The sequence below is a fragment of the Rhodopseudomonas parapalustris genome (assembly GCF_053772255.1).
The window spans coordinates 54,018-75,065 of the sequence record NZ_JAMKBZ010000002.1; the positions used below are offsets into that span (position 1 = coordinate 54,018).

The 21,048-nt window shown below is 65.1% G+C and carries 20 protein-coding genes; 9 read left to right on the forward strand and 11 right to left on the reverse strand.

The window, feature by feature from the left end:
* Positions 1 to 69: 69 nt before the first annotated feature.
* The gene (gene cysK / locus M9H71_RS02280; protein WP_455403499.1) at positions 70 to 1,068 is read left to right on the forward strand and encodes a cysteine synthase A; all 999 of its coding nucleotides are present in this window, start codon (positions 70 to 72) and stop codon (positions 1,066 to 1,068) included.
* Positions 1,069 to 1,139: 71 nt separating this feature from the next.
* On the opposite strand, the gene M9H71_RS02285 is transcribed toward cysK, so the two are convergent.
* The 5 genes from M9H71_RS02285 to M9H71_RS02305 all read right to left on the reverse strand — a co-directional run bounded on the left by M9H71_RS02285 (position 1,140) and on the right by M9H71_RS02305 (position 6,823).
* Entirely contained in the window at positions 1,140 to 2,057 is a 918-nt protein-coding gene (locus tag M9H71_RS02285; protein WP_455403500.1) for a phosphoribosylaminoimidazolesuccinocarboxamide synthase, read from the reverse strand.
* 70 nt (positions 2,058 to 2,127) lie between these two features.
* Positions 2,128 to 3,045: a pirin family protein gene (locus M9H71_RS02290; RefSeq protein ID WP_455403501.1), complete on the reverse strand. Its 918-nt coding sequence runs from the start codon at positions 3,043 to 3,045 to the stop codon at positions 2,128 to 2,130.
* Positions 3,046 to 3,196: 151 nt separating this feature from the next.
* Positions 3,197 to 4,618 (reverse strand): malonyl-CoA decarboxylase, encoded by a 1,422-nt coding sequence (locus M9H71_RS02295; RefSeq protein ID WP_455403502.1) that lies wholly within the window; start codon positions 4,616 to 4,618, stop codon positions 3,197 to 3,199.
* A gap of 156 nt (positions 4,619 to 4,774) precedes the next feature.
* Entirely contained in the window at positions 4,775 to 5,380 is a 606-nt protein-coding gene (locus M9H71_RS02300) for a PAS domain-containing protein (RefSeq protein WP_455403503.1), read from the reverse strand.
* Between the two features lie 78 nt (positions 5,381 to 5,458).
* A complete protein-coding gene (locus M9H71_RS02305) occupies positions 5,459 to 6,823 on the reverse strand; it encodes an MmgE/PrpD family protein (protein ID WP_455403504.1) in 1,365 nt (454 codons plus the stop codon).
* A gap of 170 nt (positions 6,824 to 6,993) precedes the next feature.
* Here M9H71_RS02305 and M9H71_RS02310 point away from each other — a divergent pair, with 170 nt between their 5' ends.
* The gene (locus tag M9H71_RS02310) at positions 6,994 to 8,106 is read left to right on the forward strand and encodes an FUSC family protein (RefSeq protein ID WP_455403505.1); all 1,113 of its coding nucleotides are present in this window, start codon (positions 6,994 to 6,996) and stop codon (positions 8,104 to 8,106) included.
* Between the two features lie 3 nt (positions 8,107 to 8,109).
* Here the strand turns inward: M9H71_RS02310 and M9H71_RS02315 are convergent, their stop codons facing one another.
* On the reverse strand, positions 8,110 to 8,571 hold the full coding sequence (locus M9H71_RS02315) for a DUF2269 family protein (protein WP_455403506.1): 462 nt from the start codon (positions 8,569 to 8,571) through the stop codon (positions 8,110 to 8,112).
* Between the two features lie 396 nt (positions 8,572 to 8,967).
* Between M9H71_RS02315 and M9H71_RS02320 the strand changes: the two genes are divergently transcribed.
* Complete coding sequence (locus M9H71_RS02320; protein WP_455403507.1) at positions 8,968 to 10,179, forward strand: extracellular catalytic domain type 1 short-chain-length polyhydroxyalkanoate depolymerase; 1,212 nt, start codon at positions 8,968 to 8,970, stop codon at positions 10,177 to 10,179.
* Between the two features lie 118 nt (positions 10,180 to 10,297).
* Complete coding sequence (locus M9H71_RS02325; RefSeq protein WP_455403508.1) at positions 10,298 to 10,717, forward strand: DUF1236 domain-containing protein; 420 nt, start codon at positions 10,298 to 10,300, stop codon at positions 10,715 to 10,717.
* 81 nt (positions 10,718 to 10,798) lie between these two features.
* Here the strand turns inward: M9H71_RS02325 and M9H71_RS02330 are convergent, their stop codons facing one another.
* The 3 genes from M9H71_RS02330 to M9H71_RS02340 form a co-directional block, all read right to left on the reverse strand.
* The gene (locus tag M9H71_RS02330) at positions 10,799 to 11,776 is read right to left on the reverse strand and encodes an AraC family transcriptional regulator (protein ID WP_455403509.1); all 978 of its coding nucleotides are present in this window, start codon (positions 11,774 to 11,776) and stop codon (positions 10,799 to 10,801) included.
* Positions 11,777 to 12,045: 269 nt separating this feature from the next.
* A complete protein-coding gene (locus tag M9H71_RS02335) occupies positions 12,046 to 12,711 on the reverse strand; it encodes an MBL fold metallo-hydrolase (RefSeq protein WP_164604066.1) in 666 nt (221 codons plus the stop codon).
* 89 nt (positions 12,712 to 12,800) lie between these two features.
* Complete coding sequence (locus tag M9H71_RS02340; RefSeq protein WP_455403510.1) at positions 12,801 to 13,919, reverse strand: vWA domain-containing protein; 1,119 nt, start codon at positions 13,917 to 13,919, stop codon at positions 12,801 to 12,803.
* Positions 13,920 to 14,032: 113 nt separating this feature from the next.
* Here M9H71_RS02340 and M9H71_RS02345 point away from each other — a divergent pair, with 113 nt between their 5' ends.
* Positions 14,033 to 14,512, forward strand: a complete 480-nt coding sequence (locus M9H71_RS02345; RefSeq protein WP_455403511.1) for an MmcB family DNA repair protein — start codon at positions 14,033 to 14,035, stop codon at positions 14,510 to 14,512.
* Between the two features lie 139 nt (positions 14,513 to 14,651).
* Here M9H71_RS02345 and M9H71_RS02350 read toward each other — a convergent pair whose 3' ends face one another.
* Complete coding sequence (locus M9H71_RS02350) at positions 14,652 to 15,206, reverse strand: ActR/PrrA/RegA family redox response regulator transcription factor (protein WP_164604078.1); 555 nt, start codon at positions 15,204 to 15,206, stop codon at positions 14,652 to 14,654.
* A gap of 91 nt (positions 15,207 to 15,297) precedes the next feature.
* Positions 15,298 to 16,620, reverse strand: a complete 1,323-nt coding sequence (locus M9H71_RS02355) for an ActS/PrrB/RegB family redox-sensitive histidine kinase (RefSeq protein ID WP_455403512.1) — start codon at positions 16,618 to 16,620, stop codon at positions 15,298 to 15,300.
* A gap of 109 nt (positions 16,621 to 16,729) precedes the next feature.
* Between M9H71_RS02355 and M9H71_RS02360 the strand changes: the two genes are divergently transcribed.
* The 4 genes from M9H71_RS02360 (at position 16,730) to M9H71_RS02375 (ending at position 20,907) form a co-directional block, all read left to right on the forward strand.
* On the forward strand, positions 16,730 to 17,524 hold the full coding sequence (locus M9H71_RS02360) for an ABC transporter ATP-binding protein (RefSeq protein WP_455403513.1): 795 nt from the start codon (positions 16,730 to 16,732) through the stop codon (positions 17,522 to 17,524).
* Positions 17,521 to 18,351: an ABC transporter permease gene (locus M9H71_RS02365; protein ID WP_455403514.1), complete on the forward strand. Its 831-nt coding sequence runs from the start codon at positions 17,521 to 17,523 to the stop codon at positions 18,349 to 18,351. The genes M9H71_RS02360 and M9H71_RS02365 overlap by 4 nt, the downstream gene beginning before the upstream one ends.
* Before the next feature lie 138 nt (positions 18,352 to 18,489).
* Entirely contained in the window at positions 18,490 to 19,818 is a 1,329-nt protein-coding gene (locus tag M9H71_RS02370) for a polyhydroxyalkanoate depolymerase (RefSeq protein ID WP_455403515.1), read from the forward strand.
* Between the two features lie 255 nt (positions 19,819 to 20,073).
* Positions 20,074 to 20,907 (forward strand): M48 family metallopeptidase, encoded by an 834-nt coding sequence (locus M9H71_RS02375; RefSeq protein ID WP_455403516.1) that lies wholly within the window; start codon positions 20,074 to 20,076, stop codon positions 20,905 to 20,907.
* Positions 20,908 to 21,048: the final 141 nt, after the last annotated feature.

Below are 21,048 nucleotides of genomic sequence, written 5' to 3' on the forward strand. Positions count from 1 at the left end.
GCCGCGGCGGGCTAGCAGATTGCCCAGTGACAGTTCCCGTAAATCCGCCAACCTGAGTGAGGAGGCGTCATGTCCAGCGCAGCAACCGCATCGATCAAAGCCGTCGCAGAAGCACCCGCCCATCGTCCCGGCCGCGGCCGGGTGTACGAGTCGATCGCCGATGCTTACGGCGATACGCCGCTGGTACGTCTGAACCGGCTGCCGCAGCAGCACGGCGTCAACGCGACGATCTACGCCAAGCTCGAGTACTTCAATCCGGCGAGCAGCGTGAAGGATCGTATCGGCGCGGCCATGATTGCGGCGCTGGAGCAGGAAGGGATCATCAAGCCCGACACCGTGCTGATCGAGCCGACCTCCGGTAACACCGGTATCGCGCTGGCCTTCGTGGCCGCCGCCAAGGGCTACCGGCTGAAGCTGGTGATGCCGGAATCGATGTCGATCGAGCGCCGCAAGATGCTGGCCTTCCTCGGTGCCGAACTGGTGCTGACCGAAGCCGCCAAGGGCATGAAGGGGGCGGTCGCCAAGGCCGAAGAGCTGGTGGCGGCGACCCCCAACGCGGTGATGCCGCAGCAATTCAAGAACCTCGCCAACCCGGCGGTGCATCGCCGCACCACTGCGGAAGAGATCTGGAACGACACCGACGGCGCGGTCGATATCTTCGTCGCCGGTGTCGGCACTGGCGGTACCGTCACCGGCGTCGGCCAGGTGCTGAAGCCGCGCAAGGCGTCGCTGCAGGTGGTGGCGGTCGAGCCGGAGGAAAGCCCGGTGCTGTCGGGCGGCGCGCCCGGCCCGCACAAGATCCAGGGCATCGGCGCCGGCTTCGTGCCGGACATTCTGGATCGGTCGGTGATCGACGAAGTGGTCAAGATCCCGAGCGCCACCGCGATCGAAACCTCGCGGGCGCTGGCGCGGCACGAAGGCATCCCGGGCGGCATCTCGTCGGGGGCGGCGATCGCCGCCGCAATCGAGCTCGGCAAGCGGCCGGAAAATGCCGGCAAGACGATCGTGGCGATCGTGCCGTCGTTCTCGGAACGCTACCTGTCGACGGTGCTGTTCGAAGGCGTCTGATCGACCAAGCCGTGATGCTACAGCCGGATTGCGGGAGCCATGCCCGCGATCCGGCTCAGCACGGAGTGACTTTAAGTCACCACCAGATCGGTGCCGGTGAGCCGGCGGTAGGCGTCCAGATAGCGCTTCGAGGTCGCTTCGACGATCTCGGCCGGCAGCTTCGGCGGCGGCGCTTCGCCGTTCCAGCGGCCGGCACGGCGTTCGGCGTCGAGATAATCGCGCAGCGGTTGCTTGTCGAAGGACGGCTGCGACCGGCCCGGCGCGTAGGTATCGGCCGCCCAGAACCGCGAGCTGTCCGGGGTCATCACCTCGTCGATCAGGATGATGCGTCCGTCCTTGTCGCGGCCGAACTCGAACTTGGTATCGGCGATGATGATGCCCTGCTCTCGGGCGACCTCTTCACCCTGGGTGTAGATCGCGCGCGTCATGCTCTCGAGCGTGTAGGCAGCCTCGTCACCGACGATCTCGCGCATCCGCGTAATGGTGATATTCTCGTCGTGGCCGGTTTCGGCCTTGGTGGCCGGCGAGAAGATCGGCGGCACCAGCCGCTCGCTCTCCTTCAGCCCTTCGGCCAGCTTCTCGCCCGCCAGTGTGCCGGAGGCGGCGTACTCCTTCCAGGCCGAACCGGTGATGTAGCCGCGGATCACGCATTCGATCGGGAATACGGTGGTGCGTTTGCACAGCATGGTGCGGCCGGCGAGCGCGGCGCGTTGGCCCTGCAGGGCCGGAACTGCGGCGATGATCTCGTCGATATCAGCGCTGATCATGTGATGCGGCACCACGCCGCCGAGCTGGCCGAACCAGAACGCGCTCACCTGGGTCAGCACCGCGCCCTTCATCGGAATGGTCTCGCCCATCACCACATCGAAGGCGCTGATCCGGTCGGTGGTGACGAGCAGCAGCCGGTCGTCGTCGACGGCATAGATGTCGCGCACCTTGCCGCGGCCGATCTTGGTCAGCGGCAGGTCGCTAGAGAGCATCGTGGTCATGGGCGGTGATCCAGGCAGAGACGGCCGCCGGAGCAGCCGGCGGCACAGGGCGGTTCGAGCCCGCAGTCTATCATTCCGGCAGCGGAATGAACTCGCTCTCGTTCGGGACGCCGGCGAAACGACCGGTTTTCCAGTCCTGTTTGGCCTGTTCGATCCGCTCTTTGCTGGACGAGACGAAATTCCACCAGATGTGGCGCGGCCCCTCCAGTGCATCGCCGCCGAGGAACATCATCCGCGTGTCGGTCGTTGCCCGGACAGTGATGCGGTCGCCGGGCCGGAAAATCAGCAGCGTTGGGCCCGTGTGGCGGTCGCCCGCAATCTCGACCTCGCCGTCGACCACATAGATCGCACGCTCCTCGTGGTCCGGATCGAGCGGCACCGTGGTGCCGGCCTTGGCGTTGATCTCGACATAGAACCACGGCGACACCATCGTCACCGGCGAAGCCTTGCCGAACGCGGAGCCGGCGATAACCCGTGCGGTGAAGCCGGTGTCCTGCACCATCGGCAGCGATGCGGCGGCAAAGTGCTGGAAGCTCGGGGCGATCTCCTCGGAGCCCTGCGGCAGCGCGATCCAGCTCTGCAGGCCGAGCATCGACTGGCCAATGCTGCGCTCGACATCGGGCGTGCGTTCGGAATGCGCGATGCCGCGGCCGGCCGTCATCAGGTTCATCGCGCCGGGCGCGATCTCCTGAATATTGCCCTCGCTGTCACGGTGCATGATCTTGCCGTCGAACAGATAGGTGACGGTGGCCAGCCCGATATGCGGGTGCGGCCGCACGTCCATGCCCTTGCCGGCGATGAACTGCATCGGTCCGAAATGGTCGAAAAAGATGAACGGGCCGACCATCTGGCGCTTCCCGTGGGGCAGCGCGCGACGGACCGCGAAGCCGTCGCCGAGGTCGCGTGTGCGCGGCACGATAATCAGCTCCAGCGCGTCGCAGGTGGTCGGATCGCCGAGCGTCGGATCATTGGTGGGCATCCAGCTCATGAGACGAACTCCTCGACGTTTGAGATCGTCATTGCGAGCGAAGCGAAGCAATCCAGGAGCCTCGTGTACCAAGCTGGATTGCTTCGTCGCTTCGCTCCCCGCAATGACGGGGTGAGGCCAGTGCAAGATGCGGCAGGCATGCCGACGTTCCTCAGGCCGTCGGCGCGGCCTGCGGGGCGCTGGCAGTTTTTCCGTTGCTCTTGCGCGGCTCGCTCGTTACCGGCTTGGTCGGCACCAGCTTGCGCACCGCCGAGGCGGCGGCGATCTGGCCGCGTTCGAACAGTGCCTCGTGGTTGGCTTCGATGTCGCCGAGCGCGTACAGGTAGTTAACCATCAGTCCGTGCGACTGCCGCATCCCGTTCGGCGAGCGATCGCCGAGGAAATTCAGCCGGTCGAGCCGGGCGCCGTTGCCGAGGTGGAAGCGCGCCACCGGATCGAGTGGACGGCCGTTCTTGGACTTGGCCTGCAGGAAGTAAGCAGCCGCGAGCTGCAGCACGATCGGCTTCAGCCGATCGGCGGTGTCGGCATCCTCGAACCAGTTCGGAGTATCGAGCGCCTCGAGGGCAGTACGCGCGGAAGCGTCGAGCAGCGTCGAGTCCGGATTGTCGCGTTCGCGCTGGAGCCACTTGGCGAAGCCCGGCACCGGCGACAGCGTCACGAAGGTCTGCACGTTCGGCAGCTCGCGCTTGATCTCCTCCACGACCTGCTTGATCAGGAAGTTGCCGAACGAAATGCCGGCGAGACCCTGCTGGGTGTTCGAGATCGAGTAGAACACCGCGGTGGTGGCGTCGCTGGCGGCGATCGGCTCGCGGTCGAGATCGAGCAGTGGCGCGATTGCGGCCGGACTGTCCTCGGTCAGCGCGACCTCGACGAAGATCAGCGGCTCGTCGACCAGGCGCGGGTGGAAGAAGCCGTAGCAACGCCGGTCCGGCGGAGCCAGCCGCGCGCGCAGATCGTCCCAGTCGTGAATGGTGTGGACCTGCTCGTAGCGGATGATCTTTTCCAGAATGTTTGCGGGCGTCGTCCAGTCGATCCGCTGCAGCACGAGGAACCCCCGATTGAACCACGAGGTGAACAGATGCACGAAATCGTCGTCGACGTGCCGAAGCTGCGGATGCGCGGCGAGGCGCGCCAGCACGGCTTCGCGCATCTTCACCAGCGCGGCGGTGCCGCCCGGCGCATGGTTGAGGCGGCGGATCAACTCCTGCCGGCGCGGCTCGGCGGCGCGCATCAGCTCGCCGGTGGCCTCCGACGTGGGGTCGGCGCGGAACGCTTCGATCGCGGCGTTGAGTTCGGCGAGGTCGGGCCCGAACTGTTCGGCGAGCGCATCGAGAAACGCCAGCTTGTCGTCCTCGGCCGCGGCCTCGTAGCCGGCGAGCAGCGATGCCGCCAGCGCCACGCCGGACGCTTCGCCGCGGCGGGATAGCAGCGTCTCGCCGAGCGCGATCAGTTCGTCGCCGGACATCGGCTGCGAGCTGGTCAGTCCGAACAGGCTGCGGCCTCGCTCAGTGAGGCTGTTGAACAGTCCGCCGAGAAATTCCGAGGCGCGGTCTGCAGTCGTGGCTATCGGCATCAGCTTCATCCCCAAGCGAACGAGATCGTCGCCTCATGTCCGGAGCGCGGTACTTCAGAACCATAGACGTTCCGGACAACGCCTTCCAGACGTATGAGCGGGATGATGGTTTCGCCACGGCTTCGTGACCGCCGCCGGGGGGCGGGGCGGTCGCCGCTAGCTTGCCAGAACTTCGGCGGTGACGTCCTCGACATTGTGCAGCAGGCAGATCAACCGGCCGCTGGCATCCCGAACGGGGGTGTTGATTGATTGCCAATAACGCTCGACGAACACGCCATCGCCGTTACGGACATCGTAGCGCTGCACCGCGAGTGCGTGCGGCTGACCGGTTTCGACCACGGTGCGCAGCAAATTGTAGATGTTGCTCACGCCGTCGGCCGTATCGATCGCAGGGTTGTCGGGAAACACTTCGAACAGCGGCTTGCCGACGATGGCGTCGCGCATCGTCAACGTCGCGCGTGCAAAGGCGTCGTTGGTGTCGAGGATCGTCAGGCCGGGGCCGGCATCGATCAGCATGTAAGGATGGCTGGGCGCACCGAAGCTGGCGCGAAGCTGCGCCAGCACCACCGCGATGTCACAGGTCGGCCTTCGGCACCCCAGCGGCGACAGATCGGCGCCGGAGATCTGCGAATTCAGCAGCGCCAGCTCACGCTTGGCGGCCGACAGCAGGCCAAGCAGAGTCCGGCGCAGCGTCTCGTCCTCGGCCGTCTCCAGCAGCTTCTGGAAGTGCGCGATGTTCTGTTCACAGACAAAGCGTTGCATCGACCGCTCTCCGTCCTCCGAGAGTGCCGACTTCCCTGCTACGCCAGATTGCAAGTATGTCAATACCGCAAAAAGTTCCTAGCGTCCCAACGCCGTCGCCTCGCTCACTCTGGCGAACTGCTCCAGCGTCAGGACCGCGTCTGCGAAGCCCTGCGCCCGATCGTCGAGCACCGGGCGGGCGAGCTGCATGAACTTCTGCGCCATCGCCTGGTCGCTCGGGAACGAGTTCGGTTCGCCCGACGGATCGGTGTAGAGGCGCTCGTGCGTGCCGTCCTTGGTGGTGATCGAGACGCGGGCGCCGAACGGATGGGTTCTGCCTTCCAGCCGTTCGTCGCGCACCACGTCGAATTTGTCGGCGAGGGCATTGATCGCCGGATCGCCGAGCCGGGTGTAGTCGTCCCAGCCGAAGCTGCCTTGTTCCAGCGCCAGCGCGCCGGTGAAGAACATCGAGAACTGGCCGCCGACGATCGAGCGCGGATGACGCTTGGTCGGCGCGTCGCCGGTCAGGGTGATGCCGTTCTGATGCAGCCCGACCTCGACGCGCGTGATCTGCTCCGGCGTCAGATTGTGCTCGCGGCGCATTGCGATCAGGGCGTCGATCGCCGCATGGGTGTAACGGCAGCTCGGATACGGCTTCACGCCGATCTTCATAGTCTCGTACACGCGGCCGAGATCCGCCACCGCCTTGTCGTGATGTGGGGTGTCGGTGTAGCCGACCAGGAGTCCGTGGATGCCTTCGACCGATTCGGTCGAGCCGACAAAGCCGTTCTTGGCCAGTGTCGCGGCGATCACGCCGTTCATTGCGGCGGCGCCGACCTGGTAGCGCTTGTTCCAGGCGCCGTTGACCAGAAACTGCAGCGAGCCGGCCGCCTGGCTGCCGGAGACGCCGAACGCCGAGACGATCTGGTCCTGCGACAGGCCGAACAGTTTGGCGGCCGCCGCCGCGGCGCCGTAAGTGCCGGCGGTCGCTGTCGGGTGGAAGCCGCGTGCGTAGTGCGAGGTCGGATCGAGCGCGTTGCCGAGCCGGCAGCATACTTCATAGCCGGCGACGATCGCAGTCAGCACGTCTTTGCCCGAGGCGCCGACCAGTTCACCGACTGCGAACGCGGCCGGCACCACCGGCGCGGAAGGATGCAGCGAGGAGTCGGCGTGGGTGTCGTCGAAATCCAGCGAGTGACCGAGTGCGCCGTTGAGCAGCGCCGCCACCGCCGGAGTCCAGCGCTTGTCGTCGCCGAACACCGTCGATTCGCCGGCCGCGTCGAGCGACAGTGCCTGCAGCATCTGCAGGATCGACGGCGTCGACTCGGCCTCGCGCCGGGCGCGGATCGCGCTGCCGAGGAAGTCCAGCGTCAGCAGCTTGGCGCGCGCCAGAACGTCCTGGGGAATGTCGGAGAATTGCAGCGCGGCGACGTAGCCGGCGAGCGTGGCGGTTTCGTTGGCCATTCGGGCTCCCTCTTTTGCGCGGCACGTTAGGCGGGCCGCGCACGCGGTTCAAGCCGCACTGCCGCAGGCCCCATCCGCATTCGGCCGTATTTGCGCAGCTCGCGGCGCCGTGCTCTGTAACGCTCGTGATTCCGCGCCAGACGGTGCAACCGCAACGATTGCCGCCGCCGATGACAGCCAACAGGACACGCTTGCTCTCGCAATGGAAACCGCGCCGGCCGCAATGGGGGCTGGCGCTCCGGATCACGCTGGCGGCGCTGCTTGCGCTTGGCTTTGCGCAAAGTCTGCATCTGCATCTGCCGCTGTGGGCGGTGCTGACGGCGATCATCGTGACGCAGACCAGCGTTGGGCGGTCCTTGAAGACGGCGGGAGATTATTTCGTCGGCACGATCGGCGGTGCGATCTATGGCGGGGCCATCACCATCTTCGTGCCGCATCACAGCGAGCTCGCATTGCTCGGCGCGTTGGCGCTGGCGGTCGCACCGCTGGCGCTGCTCGCCGCGATCAAGCCCAGCCTCAACGTCGCCACCGTGACGGCGATCATCGTGCTGCTGGTTCCGACCATCACCAAGGTCGAGCCGCTCGCATCGGCGATCGACCGGGTGCTCGAAGTCGCGGTCGGCGCCGCGGTCGGACTCGCGGTCTCCTTCGTGGTGCTGCCGTCGCGCGCGCAGGGGCTGGCGCTCGCCGCAGCGGCGCGCTCGCTCGACCTGATGGCCGACGCGCTCGGTGCACTGCTCGCCGGGCTGACCAAGGGACTCGATAACGACGCGCTGCACCGGTTGCAGGACGGCATCGGCGCTTCGCTGGTGACGCTCGCGGAAATCGGCGCCGAGGCGCAGCGCGAGCGCAATACCGGGCTGTCGCGCGGGCCCGACACCGCGCCGCTGGTGCGCACGCTGCTGCGCCTGCGTCATGATCTGGTGATCGTCGGCCGTTCGGTCACTGCACCGCTCCCGCCGACGCTGCAGGAGCGGCTCGGCGGTGCGATCGATGGTCTTCGTCTCGCGGCGACCTCACATCTGTCCGCCTGCGCCGAGGCGCTGCGCGGGCGCCACGCGCCGCCGCCGCTCGCGCCGATGGAGCAGGCGCTCGCCGCTTATGTGGCCGAGGTTGCGGCCGTGCGGCGCGACGGCCTGATCCGGGCGCTACCCGGCGATCAGGCGGAACGGTTCTTCGCGCTTGGTTTTGCGATGGAGCAGTTGCACCAGAATTTCCGCGACCTCGAAATGCGGGTCACCGAATGGGGCCTGCCCGGCAAACCGGTGGCGCGGATCGCGTAGCGGTCAGATTTTGTAAACCATCACGAAGACGGCCGCGATCAGCGGCACTGTGGCGGCAATTCCCCAGATCAGCCAGGTTTTGGCGTCGCGCCAGTATTGCGCGGGGATTTCGCTGCCTTGCGCGAAGCTGCGTGCGAGGCGGGCTTGCCGGATCTGCAGCGGGATCAGGATGCCGAGCCACATCACCCCGGAAATCACGAACAGGATCTGCCCAGCGACCAGCCAGAACGAATCGAACAGCGGCAGGTCTTTGACCAGCGCTGCGCCGTAGCCGCCGATGATGATCAGCGCGATGCCGGCGAGCGTGAAGATGAAGTCCGACACCGTGACGCCGCGCTGCGCATGCGCGACGATCTTCGGGTCGCGCGTCATATCGGAGAACGCTTTCCAGAAGGCTGTAATGGTGACGTTGCCGACCAGCACGACCACGCCGACGACGTGGAGAAACTTGAACACATCATACATCGGGTCTGTTCCGCGCTTGTGCCGTCGTGACCAGCACACCGCCGCGCCACTGCTCGATATTGAGCTTTGTGCTCACGGTTTCGGCGCGATTGTCAAATCGACCTTCGTCGCGGCGTTGTTGCATCGGTGCGTTGCGTGGCGACGGTTCGGCTCCGACGAAACGGAACCATGTCACGGGATAGCGAGCGACCGAATCCGAACGCAGCTTTGTGAACGCGTTCGGGACTTCGGGCCGAGCGATTCTTCGGTAGCCTCTGTGATCGCGGTCCGGGCTGATCCGTGCTCCGGCCGTATATGTCGGGCCTGCATGGCAGGGGCCGACGGTCCCAGATCTACCATATTGCAATGCAGCAATTATATGCCGACCCAGGGCAGGGGCCCAAACTAGGAGCGACCGTGTCACTCAAAGATCAAATCGACTTTCTCGGGCAGCTCCGAAAAATGCAATCCGCCAGTGGCTTCGGGTGGGGAGGCGAGGCGCCGAGCGACAGCCGTCTGACCGAGACCACCGCCTTCGGTCCCAATCCCGGTGACCTGCGGATGTTCTCGTTCGTCCCGGAAGGGATCACGCACAAGCTCCCGCTGGTGGTGGTGTTGCACGGTTGCACTCAGAATGCGGCCGGTTACGAGATCGGCGCTGGATGGTGCACGTTGGCGCAGCGCTATGGTTTCGCACTGCTGCTGCCTGAGCAGACCCGCTCCAACAACCCCAACACCTGCTTCAACTGGTTTTCGCCGGACGACATCCGCCGCGACAGCGGCGAGGTCGGCTCGATCCGCCAGATGGTCGAGCATATGGCGCAAAGCCACAGGATCGACCGCGCGCGGATCTTCGTCACCGGCCTGTCGGCCGGCGGCGCGATGGCGGCGGCGCTGCTCGCGATCTATCCGGATGTGTTCGCTGGCGGTGCGGTGATTGCCGGCCTGCCTTATGGCGTGGCCCTCAATGTGCGGCAGGCGCTCAAGGAGATGCGCCACGCTTCGGCGCGAACCGATCGCCAGCTCGGCGATCTGGTGCGCGGCGCGACCGCGCATCAGGGGCCGTGGCCGAGGCTGGCGGTGTGGCACGGCGATGCCGATCGCACCGTCGATCCTGCCAATGCCGATGCGCTGCTACGGCAATGGCTCGATCTGCACGGATTGCCGGACACACCGATGGACCAGAACAAGATCGACGGTTATCCGCACCGCGCCTGGCGGAACTCGAGCGGCGAAACCGTGGTGGAATCCTACACCATCACCGGAATGGCGCACGGCGCGCCACTCGGCACGGGCGCAGGCGAAGAACGCTACGGCGTCGCCGGAGCCTATATGCTCGATGTCGGGATCTCGTCGTCTTATCACATTGCCCAGTTCTTTGGCCTCACCGGCCGAGTTCACCGGCCGCGATCGACGAACAAGACAGCCGTGTCACGTCGGAGCGACGATCCTCGACACAACGATGCTCGACACAACGGCGCGGGAGATTCTGCGCGTGCCGGCGATCGCAATCCGCCGCCAGGGACCGGTCATGACGGCGCTTCCGCTCACAAAGGTCATGGTAAGCGCGGACTCGATGTCGGTGCGGTGATTACGCGTGCCCTCACCGCCGCCGGATTGATGAAGTAGGCATTCGGTTCCGACGTAGTGGTGCACTAATTGTCCGCAGGGGTTGGTGCATCTTCGTACGGAACAGAATGCCTAACTTGGCTTTGTTAGACTACCTTTCACGAACGGGAGTCTGACCATGATCAATCGCTTTGCTGGAACCGCCATCGTCGTGCTCGCGCTCGCCGCGCCTGCCGTTGCCAATGCCCAGGGTGTGCCGGGCGGCATCGAACGCGGGGCGCGCGAGGGCGAGCGGGCTGCGGGGCCGGTGGGCGCCGTGGTTGGTGGTACGATCGGCGGCGTCGTCGGCGGTGTTGCAGGCATTCTGGGTGTCGACGATCGTCCGCAGTTCCGCCACTACGTCGTCGAGCAGCGGCATCCGTCGTTCCGCTACCGCGACGAGGTACGCGTCGGTGTCGTGCTGCCGGCCGACGGTGTGACCTATTACGAGGTGCCGGATCGCTTCGGCCGCGCCAGCGAATATCGCTACACGGTGGTGAACGATCGTACCGTGCTGGTCGATCCGCGGACCCACAAGGTGGTCGAGATCATCGAATAACCGGCAGTCCCTATCGATCGGGACGTCATTAATCGGGACATCGGGCCGCGTCGAGCAGACGCGGCCCGATTGCGTATGACGTCAAGGCCGGGAGCGCTGCAGCGTCTCCGACGGCTTCTCGCCGAATATATCGCGATAGTCGCGGGCGAAATGTCCGAGGTTGGAGAATCTGCAGGCCAGCGCTGCGGCTGTCACCGTGGTAGGCGTCGCTCCATCCGACAGCAGATCGTGCGCATGCTGCAGCCGCACCCGCTTGGCGAAGGCCATCGGCGAGTAGCCACGGCTGCGCTGGAAGGCCTTGAAGATGCCGCGCGAACTGATCCCGGTCAGCGCCGTCAGCTTCTCGATGGTCAGCGGCCGCATCCAGTTGGCTTCGATATATTCCTCGACCTGCCGGACATGCTTGGGCGCAACGCCGTTGGCCTCGCGTTCGAGCTGGCGACTGTAATTGTGCCGGAAGGCGGACAGGAACAGCAGGGTAATCGCCTCTTGCAACTCCGCCAGCACTACCCCCGGTAACGGGCTGCAATTGAGCTGATTGGTGAGGAAGCAGAGCAGCCGGCGCAGATTGACCACCTGCGGGGCTTCGTTGTTGGCTGCCGGCTCGAATTCCAGGGCTGCCTTCGGCTTGCAGCCGAGTAACGACGTCAACTTACGCTCGAGCGCGTTGCTGCTCACGCGGAGCAGGCTGAATTTGTAGGTCGGGCCGTATTCGGTCCGCGCACTCTTTCCGGGCGAGATCGTGCCCGATTGTCGGGCGTTGATCGCCGTGGTCGAGCCGCCGCTCCGTGTGATGAGCTGGCCGGCCAGCGCGATCTGGAGCCGCGCACATTCGCGTTCCGGGAAATCTACCGTGATCGCGCCGATGCCGACGCCGAAACCGAGGGCGATGTCATCGAGCTGAACGAAGTTGCTGCGCGCCTGGAAGCCGGCCGTCGCGGCGACCTCAACCAGCCGGGCGCCATACACCGCGTCCAGCCCGCGCCGAAGTTCTTCCGGATCAGTGGTGTCGAATGCCGGGTAGCGCGCGAGCGGTTCGTTGAGAAGCTCGACAGTCATCTCTGATAACGCCTCCGGTCCCACAGCGCCTACGGCCGACCCTGGTAACAGAACGAGGGACCCGGATGTCACTCGTAGAACTCCCAGGTATTTGCCGATAATTGAACTTAAGGGCGCGCAATTGGTTCAAGGCGACGATCAGGACACCGCCACGCACGGCCTGCTTGTCCCGCTCGCCGGTACAAATGCGCAGGCGATCCGTGCGGTCGGGTGACCGCAGAAGTAGAAGTCCGAGAACGAAGGCGCGGTTAGGGGCTGCCGGCTGGGGTTCAGGCTTCGCCGGTCAGGAACGGGTTGGTCAGTCGCTCCTGGCCGAAGCTGGAGCCCGGCCCATGCCCGCAGATGAAGCCGATATCGTCGCCGAGCGGTAGCAGCTTCTGGGTGATCGATTGGATCAGGGTGGCGTGGCTGCCACCGGGAAGGTCGGTGCGGCCGACCGAGCCGGCAAACAGCACGTCTCCGACCAGCGCGAACCGCATCGCATCGCTGAAGAACACCACGCTGCCGGGCGAATGGCCCGGGCAGTGCAGAATCTGGAAGCTCAACTCGCCGACCTGAACGGTGTCGCCGTCGTCGAGCCAGCGGTCGGGGGTGACGTCTCGGACGCCGCCGATACCGAAGCTGCGGCCGGAGTTGACGACGTTGTCGAGCAGGAACTGGTCGTCCCGATGCGGCCCGATGATCTTGACCTTGAGGGCATCGCGCAGATCGGCGGCGCCGCCGACATGGTCGATATGGCCATGGGTCAGCCAGATCGCTTCGACCGAGACCTTGGTGTTTTCGATCGCGGCCAGGATTTCCGGCACGTCCCCGCCTGGGTCGACCACCACCGCCTTGCGGGTGGCATCGCACCAGAGCAGCGTGCAGTTCTGCTGGAACGGCGTCACGGGAATGATCGCGGCGCCAGCCTTGGCCTTGGTCTGAGTCTCGGTCATGGTTCGACAATGCCGTGTCCGAGAGAGTGAGTCAAAGATCGACTCACCTCTCAGAGGCTGAAACTCCAGGTCGCGAAAGAGGCGCTTCGCTACCGCTTCAGTTGCGCCTTCAAGGTCGCCTCGACCTCGCGGTCGAACGACGATGCAGGCTTCGGCTGTTTGTCGCGCTGAGCCAGCAGATAGGCGTCGCGTTGCTTCACCAGCGCCGCGAGCTTGTCGTTGAGCGCTTTGCGGGCCGTCATCTGTGCGTCGAGCTTGGCGGCGCGTTGCTCGGCGGGGAGGGCGCGGAGGTCAGGCGGCAGGTCCGCGTCCTTGATCTGATCGAGCTTCTGTCGTCCGGCGAGCACGTCGCTGACCAGATCGCCGCCGCCGGTGACCGCTTCGGACGAACTGCGCGCGCGCTTGTTGATGTAGCTGGCCATATCGGATGCCGCGGCTGGCGCAGCCGCCGCGACCTTGGCGAGCTGCCCGGTCTTTTCTTCGGTGCGCCGCTGCAGCGGCGCGGGACCGTAAGGGATCACGGCGCCGTTGATCTGTTGCTGCAGGATGATGATATCGTCGTCATAAGGCGTTTCGATCACCACCAGCTGGCCACCGTCCTGCGGGATCGGGATGTAGCGCCCGCGCCCGCCATCGGCGATCTCGTGCCACACCCGCGCGGTGTCGCGGGCGCCCCCGGCCTGCACGGCGTTGACGATGATATCCTTCTGGCGAGCTACGGCCAGTGTTTCGGGATATTTGGTGTCTTGCGCATAGTCCATGTGGGGCGGCGCATCGCCGACCAGGAAGACGATGCGGCGGGTGTCGCCGCCCTGCCGCCAATGCAGCTTGTTGATCGCGGTATCGAGCGCCTCGTTGACGCTCTCCGGCCAGTCACCGCCGCCGTGCGCCTGCAGTTGCAGGAGCTGGCCGTAGAGATCCTGGATGTCGGTGGTGAGATCGACGCTGCGGACCACATAATCGTCGCCGATGTCGCGATAGGCGACGAGCCCCATCCGGATTTCGGCGTCCGGATTGTCGTCGAGGATCGCGGTGGCGATCGACCAGATCTTGCGCTTGGCGGCTTCGATCAGCCCGCTCATCGAGCCGGTGGTATCGAGCACGAAGGCGACTTCCACCGCCGGGCGCGCTTGGGCGGCCGTCGCAAAGGAGAGCGGAAGCGCCAGCGCGGCGACGGCCAGCGCGCTTTTGAAGGTAATGCGTTTCATCGTGGTGGTCTCCGGCGCCCCCGCCAAGCCCGCACTGGGTTTCTGCTGCGGCCGATTGCGGAACCGCGGTGCTGCTTGGGCACCCGCTCCGAGTTCGGCTAGACTTGGACGCGATGGAATCGAAGGCCGTTCAAATGATTCTGCCGCGGGACATGCGGCAGTCGGAGACTGCGCTCAACGTGGCGCGCGGGACGCAGCGGCTTTTGCGGTCGCTGGGCTTTGCCTGCGTCAGCGAACTGCCGTTGCCGTCCGGGCGTCGCGCCGATCTGGTGGCGTTGAACGAGCGCGGCGACATCTGGATCGTGGAGATCAAGTCATCGGTCGAGGATTTGCGGGCCGATCACAAATGGCCCGAGTACCGCGCGCATTGTGACCGGCTGTTCTTCGCCTTCACCCAGGATCTGCCGTGCGAGATCTTTCCGGCCGACACCGGGCTGATTGTGGCCGATGGTTACGGCGCCCATCTGCATTGCGAGGCGCCGGAGCACAGGCTGCCGGCCGCGACCCGCAAGGCGATGATGCTGCGCTTCGCGCTGGCCGCTGCTCAGCGCCTCGGCCGGCTCAGCGATCCGCAAGGATTTGGCGAAGGGTAGTTCATCCTCCGTCATTCCGGGGCGCGCGAAGCGCGAATCCGGAATCTCGACGAATGATTTGCGCGTCAGATTCCGGGGTTCGCGACCTTCGTTCGCGCCCCGAAATGACCGCGCTGATAATCGGAAGGGAGAGCTGTGCTTACCGCGGAGCCCGCTTGGCGAGGATGCGCTGCAGGGTACGGCGGTGCATGTTGAGACGCCGCGCGGTTTCCGAGACGTTGCGATTGCACATCTCGTAGATCCGCTGGATATGTTCCCAGCGGACGCGGTCAGCCGACATCGGATTCGGCGGCGGCTCCGACTTTTCGGTGTCGGTCGAGAGCAGCGCCGCGACGACGTCGTCGGCATCCGCCGGCTTCGACAGATAGTCCACAGCGCCCATCTTCACCGCGGTGACCGCAGTGGCGATGTTGCCGTAGCCGGTGAGCACGATGGCACGGCAATCGGGGCGTTCGCGCTTCAGGGCCGAGACCACGTCGAGGCCGTTACCGTCGCCGAGCCGCAGGTCGACCACCGCAAAGGCTGGCGCCGCCTTCCCGATCTGGGCCAGACCGCTGGAGACGCTGTCACAGGCCGTCACGGCGAAGCCGCGTGTTTCCATCGCCCGTGACAGCCGGTCGAGAAACGGCTTGTCGTCCTCCACGATCAGCAGTGAGCGATCGGTGTGGTCGTTCAGTTCGGGAATGGCGTTCACGGCGTGGCTCCTCGTCGAGTGCATCAAGATATGGGGGTGCGGTAGCGCGCTGCCAAGGGCGGGAGCCTGCGACCGGAGCGCGCGGGGGCGGCTAAGCGATTGGTTCTTCCCTGTTTTCAGTGGTCTCGAAGCGGTCCCTGGGCCAGCTCAGTTGAACGATGGCACCGTGGTCGGGGAAGGTCTTGTTGCGAAACTCGACCTTCGCGCCGGTCCGTTCGAGCAAGGTCCGGGCGATGAACACCCCGAGGCCGAGCCCCGAACGCTCGCGGTTGGGGTCGTCGGAACTGCGGCGGCGCGACAGATATGGCTCGCCAATCCGCCGCAACACGTCTGGCTTGATCCCCGGGCCGTCGTCCGAGATCACGATCTGCACGATGTCGGCATTCCACCCGGCATTGACCTCGACGGCGGTGCGGGCAAAGTCGACCGCGTTCTCCAGAATATTGCCGATGCCGTATAGGATCGCGGGATTACGCATCACCACCGGCTCGGCTTCGTCCGATTGCGCCAACCGGATCTTGATCGCGATGCCGAAGTCGCGATGCGGCGCCACGGCCTCCTCAATCAGCGTCGATAGCGGCATACGGTCGAACGGCGCCCCTGCGGACGACAGCTGCGCGATCTTGCCGAGGATTTCGCGGCAGCGTTTGGCCTGCTCGCGCAGCGTCCGCAGGTCGGAGGCCATCTCCGGCGGGGCGGTTTTCTCCAACTCGCGCGAAATCAGGAAGATCGTCGACAACGGCGTGCCGAGCTCGTGCGCGGCGGCGGCGGCGAGGCCGTCGAGCTGGGTCAGGTGCTGTTCGCGTTCCAGGACCAATTCGGCGGCGGACAATGCGTCGGCGAGTTTGCGGGCCTCCTCGGTGACCTGGAAGGTGTAGAGGCTGGTCACCCCGATCGCGAGCAGGATCGAGAGCCAGACGCCGACCAGATAGATCTGCGGCAACGCCACCGGTTCGTCACCGGCCCAGGGCAGCGGCAAATGGCTGTAGCCGAGAAAGGCGGCGCAGCCGGCGGCGAAGATGCCGAGCGAAATCGTCATGCGGGTCGGCAGCGCGGTGGCGCTGATCAGCACCGGCCCGAGGAACAGGAACGCGAACGGGTTCTGCAGGCCGCCGGTGAAGTACAGCAGCCCGGCGAGTTCCGAGATGTTGAGCGCGAGTAGCAGCGCCGCATAGATCGGCTCCATCCGCTGCATCGGATTAAAGGCGATCTGGAGCGCAAGATTGACCAGCCCGGACAGCGCGATGATCACGATGCAGGGCATCACCGCGAAGTCGAATTCCAGTCCCTCCGCGACCACGAAGATCGCGGCGAGCTGACCGAGCGCAGCCAGCCAGCGCAGCCGCAGGATGGTGTCGAGTCGGACGTGGCGGCGGGGGTGGCGGAAGTCGGCGGAGATCAGGTCATCGGACATGGCCGGACAGTAGCGTCGGCCGGTGTGGATCACAATTGAGGCTCTCCGCGGCGGATTGCCCGGCCGGCGGCTTGCGCTCAGCCGTTGCAGTCGTCAAACAGGCAGCGTCATGGCAATCGACAGACTCAGTGAGCCGGAAGTGCCGGCATTACCAACGGCCACGGCCGCCGCGATCGAGGTCGCGCATCTGTCCAAGGTCTACAAGGCCGCCCGCGCCGTCGATGACATTTCCTTTACGGTCCCGCGCGGCGGGGTCACCGGACTGCTCGGCGGTAATGGCGCCGGCAAGACGACCACGATCGCGATGATCATGGGGCTGGTGCTGCCGACCGCGGGCCGGATTCGGGTCCTCGGCTGCGCAATGCCGGAGCAGCGCGCCGACGTGCTCGGCCGGATCAATTTCGAAAGTCCGTATGTCGATATGCCGTCGCGGCTGACGGTCCGGCAGAACCTCACGGTGTTCGGCAAATTGTATGCGGTGCCGGACCTGGCCGGTCGCATCGCCGAGCTGGCGGCCGATTTCGACCTGACCGAGTTCATCGACCGTGCTTCGGGCAAGCTGTCGGCCGGGCAGAAGACCCGCGTGGCGCTGGCCAAAGCGCTGATCAACCGGCCCGAACTGTTGCTGCTCGACGAGCCGACCGCGTCGCTCGATCCCGACACCGCCGACTGGATCAGGTCGCATCTCGAACGCTATCGCCAGCAGCGCGGCGCCAGCATCCTGCTCGCCTCGCACAACATGCTCGAGGTCGAGCGGATGTGCGATCGGGTCGTCATCATGAAGCGCGGCCGGATCGAAGACGACGATACGCCGTCGGCGATCATGGCCCGCTACAACCGCGCGACGCTGGAAGAGGTGTTCCTCGACGTCGCCCGCGGGCGGGCACGGGATGCTGAATCATGAGGAGTTTGATCGAAGGCCTCGAATTCGGTCGCGGTATCGCCTGGCACCGGATCAGCGCGATGGTGATGCGCTACTGGTACTTGCTGCTCTCGTCCTGGCCGCGGCTGTTCGAGCTGGTGTATTGGCCGGTGCTGCAGGTGATCACCTGGGGTTTCCTGCAGAGCTACGTGGCACAGAACGCGGGTTTCTTCGCCCGCGCCGGCGGCACGCTAATCGGCGCCGTGATCCTGTGGGACATTCTGTTTCGCGGCCAGCTCGGGTTTTCGATCTCGTTTCTCGAAGAGATGTGGGCGCGCAATCTCGGCAATCTGATGATGAGTCCGCTGAAGCCGATCGAGTTCCTGATCGCGTTGATGATCATGAGCCTGATCCGGCTCACGATCGGCGTGGTGCCGATGGTGCTGCTGGCTATGGGGGTGTTCGATTTCAATCTGTTCGGGTTCGGGTTGCCGCTCGGCGCGTTCTTCTGCAATCTGATCTTCACCTCGTGGGCGCTCGGCATCTTCGTCTCCGGACTGGTGCTACGCCACGGCCTCGGCGCCGAGAGCATCGTCTGGAGCCTGATGTTCGGGGTGATGCCGCTCGCCTGCGTCTACTATCCGGTTTCGGTGCTGCCGCACTGGCTGCAATTCGTCGCTTGGCTGCTGCCGCCCACCTATGTGTTCGAAGGCATGCGCGCGCTGCTGATCGAGCATCAGTTCCGAGGGGACTTGATGCTGTGGGCGCTCGCGATCAATCTGGTGCTGTTCGCGGCCGCGTTCATCAGCTTCCTGGCGATGCTGAACAGCGCGCGGCGCCATGGATCGCTGATTCAAAGCGGCGAGTAGGTGGATTCCGGACAGGCCTGTGGACCGTCCGTGCTTACATTTTGCTCGGCAAAGCGCATATTTCGATCTTGTGATTGACGCGCCATAACCCAGCCGCCACTATGTTGCGCTGCACGGGGTTACGAGGGACACAACACGATGCCGGTCGTCATTGGTGAATTTGGTCGCCCGCCTGATATGCCTGCGGAAGTCAGTCCGGCGCTGACCACGCCGATGTACTGGTTCTACGAGATGGCTCACGCCTCGCTCAATCCGGCGCGGGCGATGTCGGACGCGACCAAGCTCGCGTTCAAGAATCCGCTCAACCCGTGGAGTCACACCGAGTTCGGCAAGTCGATCGCCGCCGCTTGCGAAGTGTTCGAGCGCACCACCCGGCGCTACGGCAAGCCGGAATGGGGGCTCGACGACACCGAAGTGAACGGCATGCGGGTTCCCGTCGAAATCCACAATGTCTGGGAAAAGCCGTTCTGCCGGCTGCTGTATTTCGAGCGCAAGCTGGAGCGGCCGCTACGCCATCCGCAGCCCCGGCTGCTGATCGTGGCGCCGATGTCCGGTCACTATGCGACCCTGCTGCGCGGCACGGTCGAGGCGTTCCTGCCGACCCATGAGGTCTACATCACCGATTGGTCCGACGCGCGGATGGTGCCCGTCACGGCTGGCCGGTTCGACCTCGACGACTATGTCGATTACGTCGTCGAAATGCTGCAGACGCTGGGCGGCAATGTCCACGTCATGGCGGTGTGTCAGCCGTCGGTGCCGGTGCTGACCGCGGTCTCGGTGATGGAAGCCAATGGCGATCCGTTCGTGCCGCTGTCGATGACGCTGATGGGCGGCCCGATCGACACCCGCCGCAGTCCCACCGCGGTCAACAATCTCGCCGCCGAGAAGGGGATCGACTGGTTCCGCAGCCACGTCATCACCAAAGTGCCGTTCCCGCATCCCGGCTTCATGCGCGACGTCTATCCCGGGTTCCTGCAGCTCAACGGCTTCATCAGCATGAACCTCGACCGCCACGTCGATGCCCATCGCAACCTGTTCAACCATCTGGTTCAGGGCGACGGCGATCTCGCCGACAAGCATCGCGAGTTCTACGACGAGTATCTGGCGGTGATGGATCTGACTGCGGAGTTCTATCTGCAGACCGTGGACCTGGTGTTCGTCAAGCATGCGCTGCCGAAGGGCGAGATGACGCATCGCGGCAAGCTGGTCGAGCCGTCGAAGATCACGCGCGTCGCGCTGATGACGGTGGAAGGTGAGAACGACGATATATCCGGTCTCGGCCAGACCGAGGCGACGCATGATCTGTGTACGTCGATCCCGGACAATCGGCGCGTCCACTACGTGCAGAAGGGCGTCGGTCACTACGGCGTGTTCAATGGCTCGCGTTTCCGCTCGGAGATCGTGCCGCGGATCTGTGATTTCCACGCTTCCGCGGCCAGCGACGTGCCGGCGCGAGCGGCGGAGTGATTAGTACGCGTCGTTGATCAGCGTCCGCTGTGGATGATGCGATTGCCGGTGATGAGTTTGCGCTGAAGAATCAAGCGCGAGCCGATTTCTTGTTTGTTTGCGAGCCTGGGGGAATCTAGATTCATGGGTTCGGCAAGTAGTGAGGAGTGAGTCACCTCTCAGTGTATCTTTTTGAATCGAAATTCGCTAAAATTTCGAGTTCCGAGCCCCATCACTTAGGGGTGCGACATTCGCTTTGCCCTGTATATTGGGCAAATGATTTGTTTTTGCGCCGAGCGCTTCCAATGGAGGCGGTTATGGCAGATTCCAGGGGACCTTCTGTTTCCTGGACCTGCAGACATGGCACGCGCACTTCTCTATCGACGGCCCACTGAGCCGTCGACGATCCCTGTTCGGCACGGCTCGCAGTTCTTCGCCGTCCGTATCCGCCGTCACCGCCGCGCGCGGCGCTACACCTTGCGGATTCATCCGAGCGACCGCGAAGCGATTCTGACGATGCCGCCTCGCGGCACGCTCGCCGATGCCAAGGAGTTCGCGCAGCGTCACGGCGCGTGGATCGCGGCGCGCCTCGGCCGGCTGCCGAAGGCGGCGCCGTTTCTGCCGGGGACCTTGGTGCCGCTGCGCGGCCATGACCACAAGATCGTGTATCGGGCCGGTCGCGGCACGGTGTGGACCGAGGTGCGGGAGTCCGGCGAGAAGATCCTGTGCGTCGCCGGCGAGACCGAACACATCGAGCGCCGGGTGCTCGATTTCCTCAAGCGCGAAGCGCGGCGCGATCTGCAGAAGGCCTGCGATCGCTATGCGCCCGAGCTTGGCGTCAAGGTCACGCGGCTGTCGATCCGCGATCAGTCGAGCCGTTGGGGTTCGTGCACTTCGGCGGGCTCGCTGTCGTTCTCGTGGCGGCTGATCCTGGCGCCGTCCTATGTGCTGGACTATCTGGCCGCCCACGAAGTCGCGCATCTGGTCGAGATGAACCACTCGGCGCGGTTCTGGCGGGTCGTCGGCAAAGTCTGTCCGCAGATGGAACGCGCCAAGACCTGGCTCGACACCTGCGGCAACGATCTGCACCGCTACGGCATCTCGGACTGACCGGGTCTTGCATCGACCGACTGAACGGTCGGCGCGGCCATTGGCTTAGTCGTCATCGCCCGCGCAGGCGGGCGATCCAGTATCGAACAGCGCTCGTTGCGGCGCACGAGCGATCTCACCCCTCTGGGATACTGGATCCTC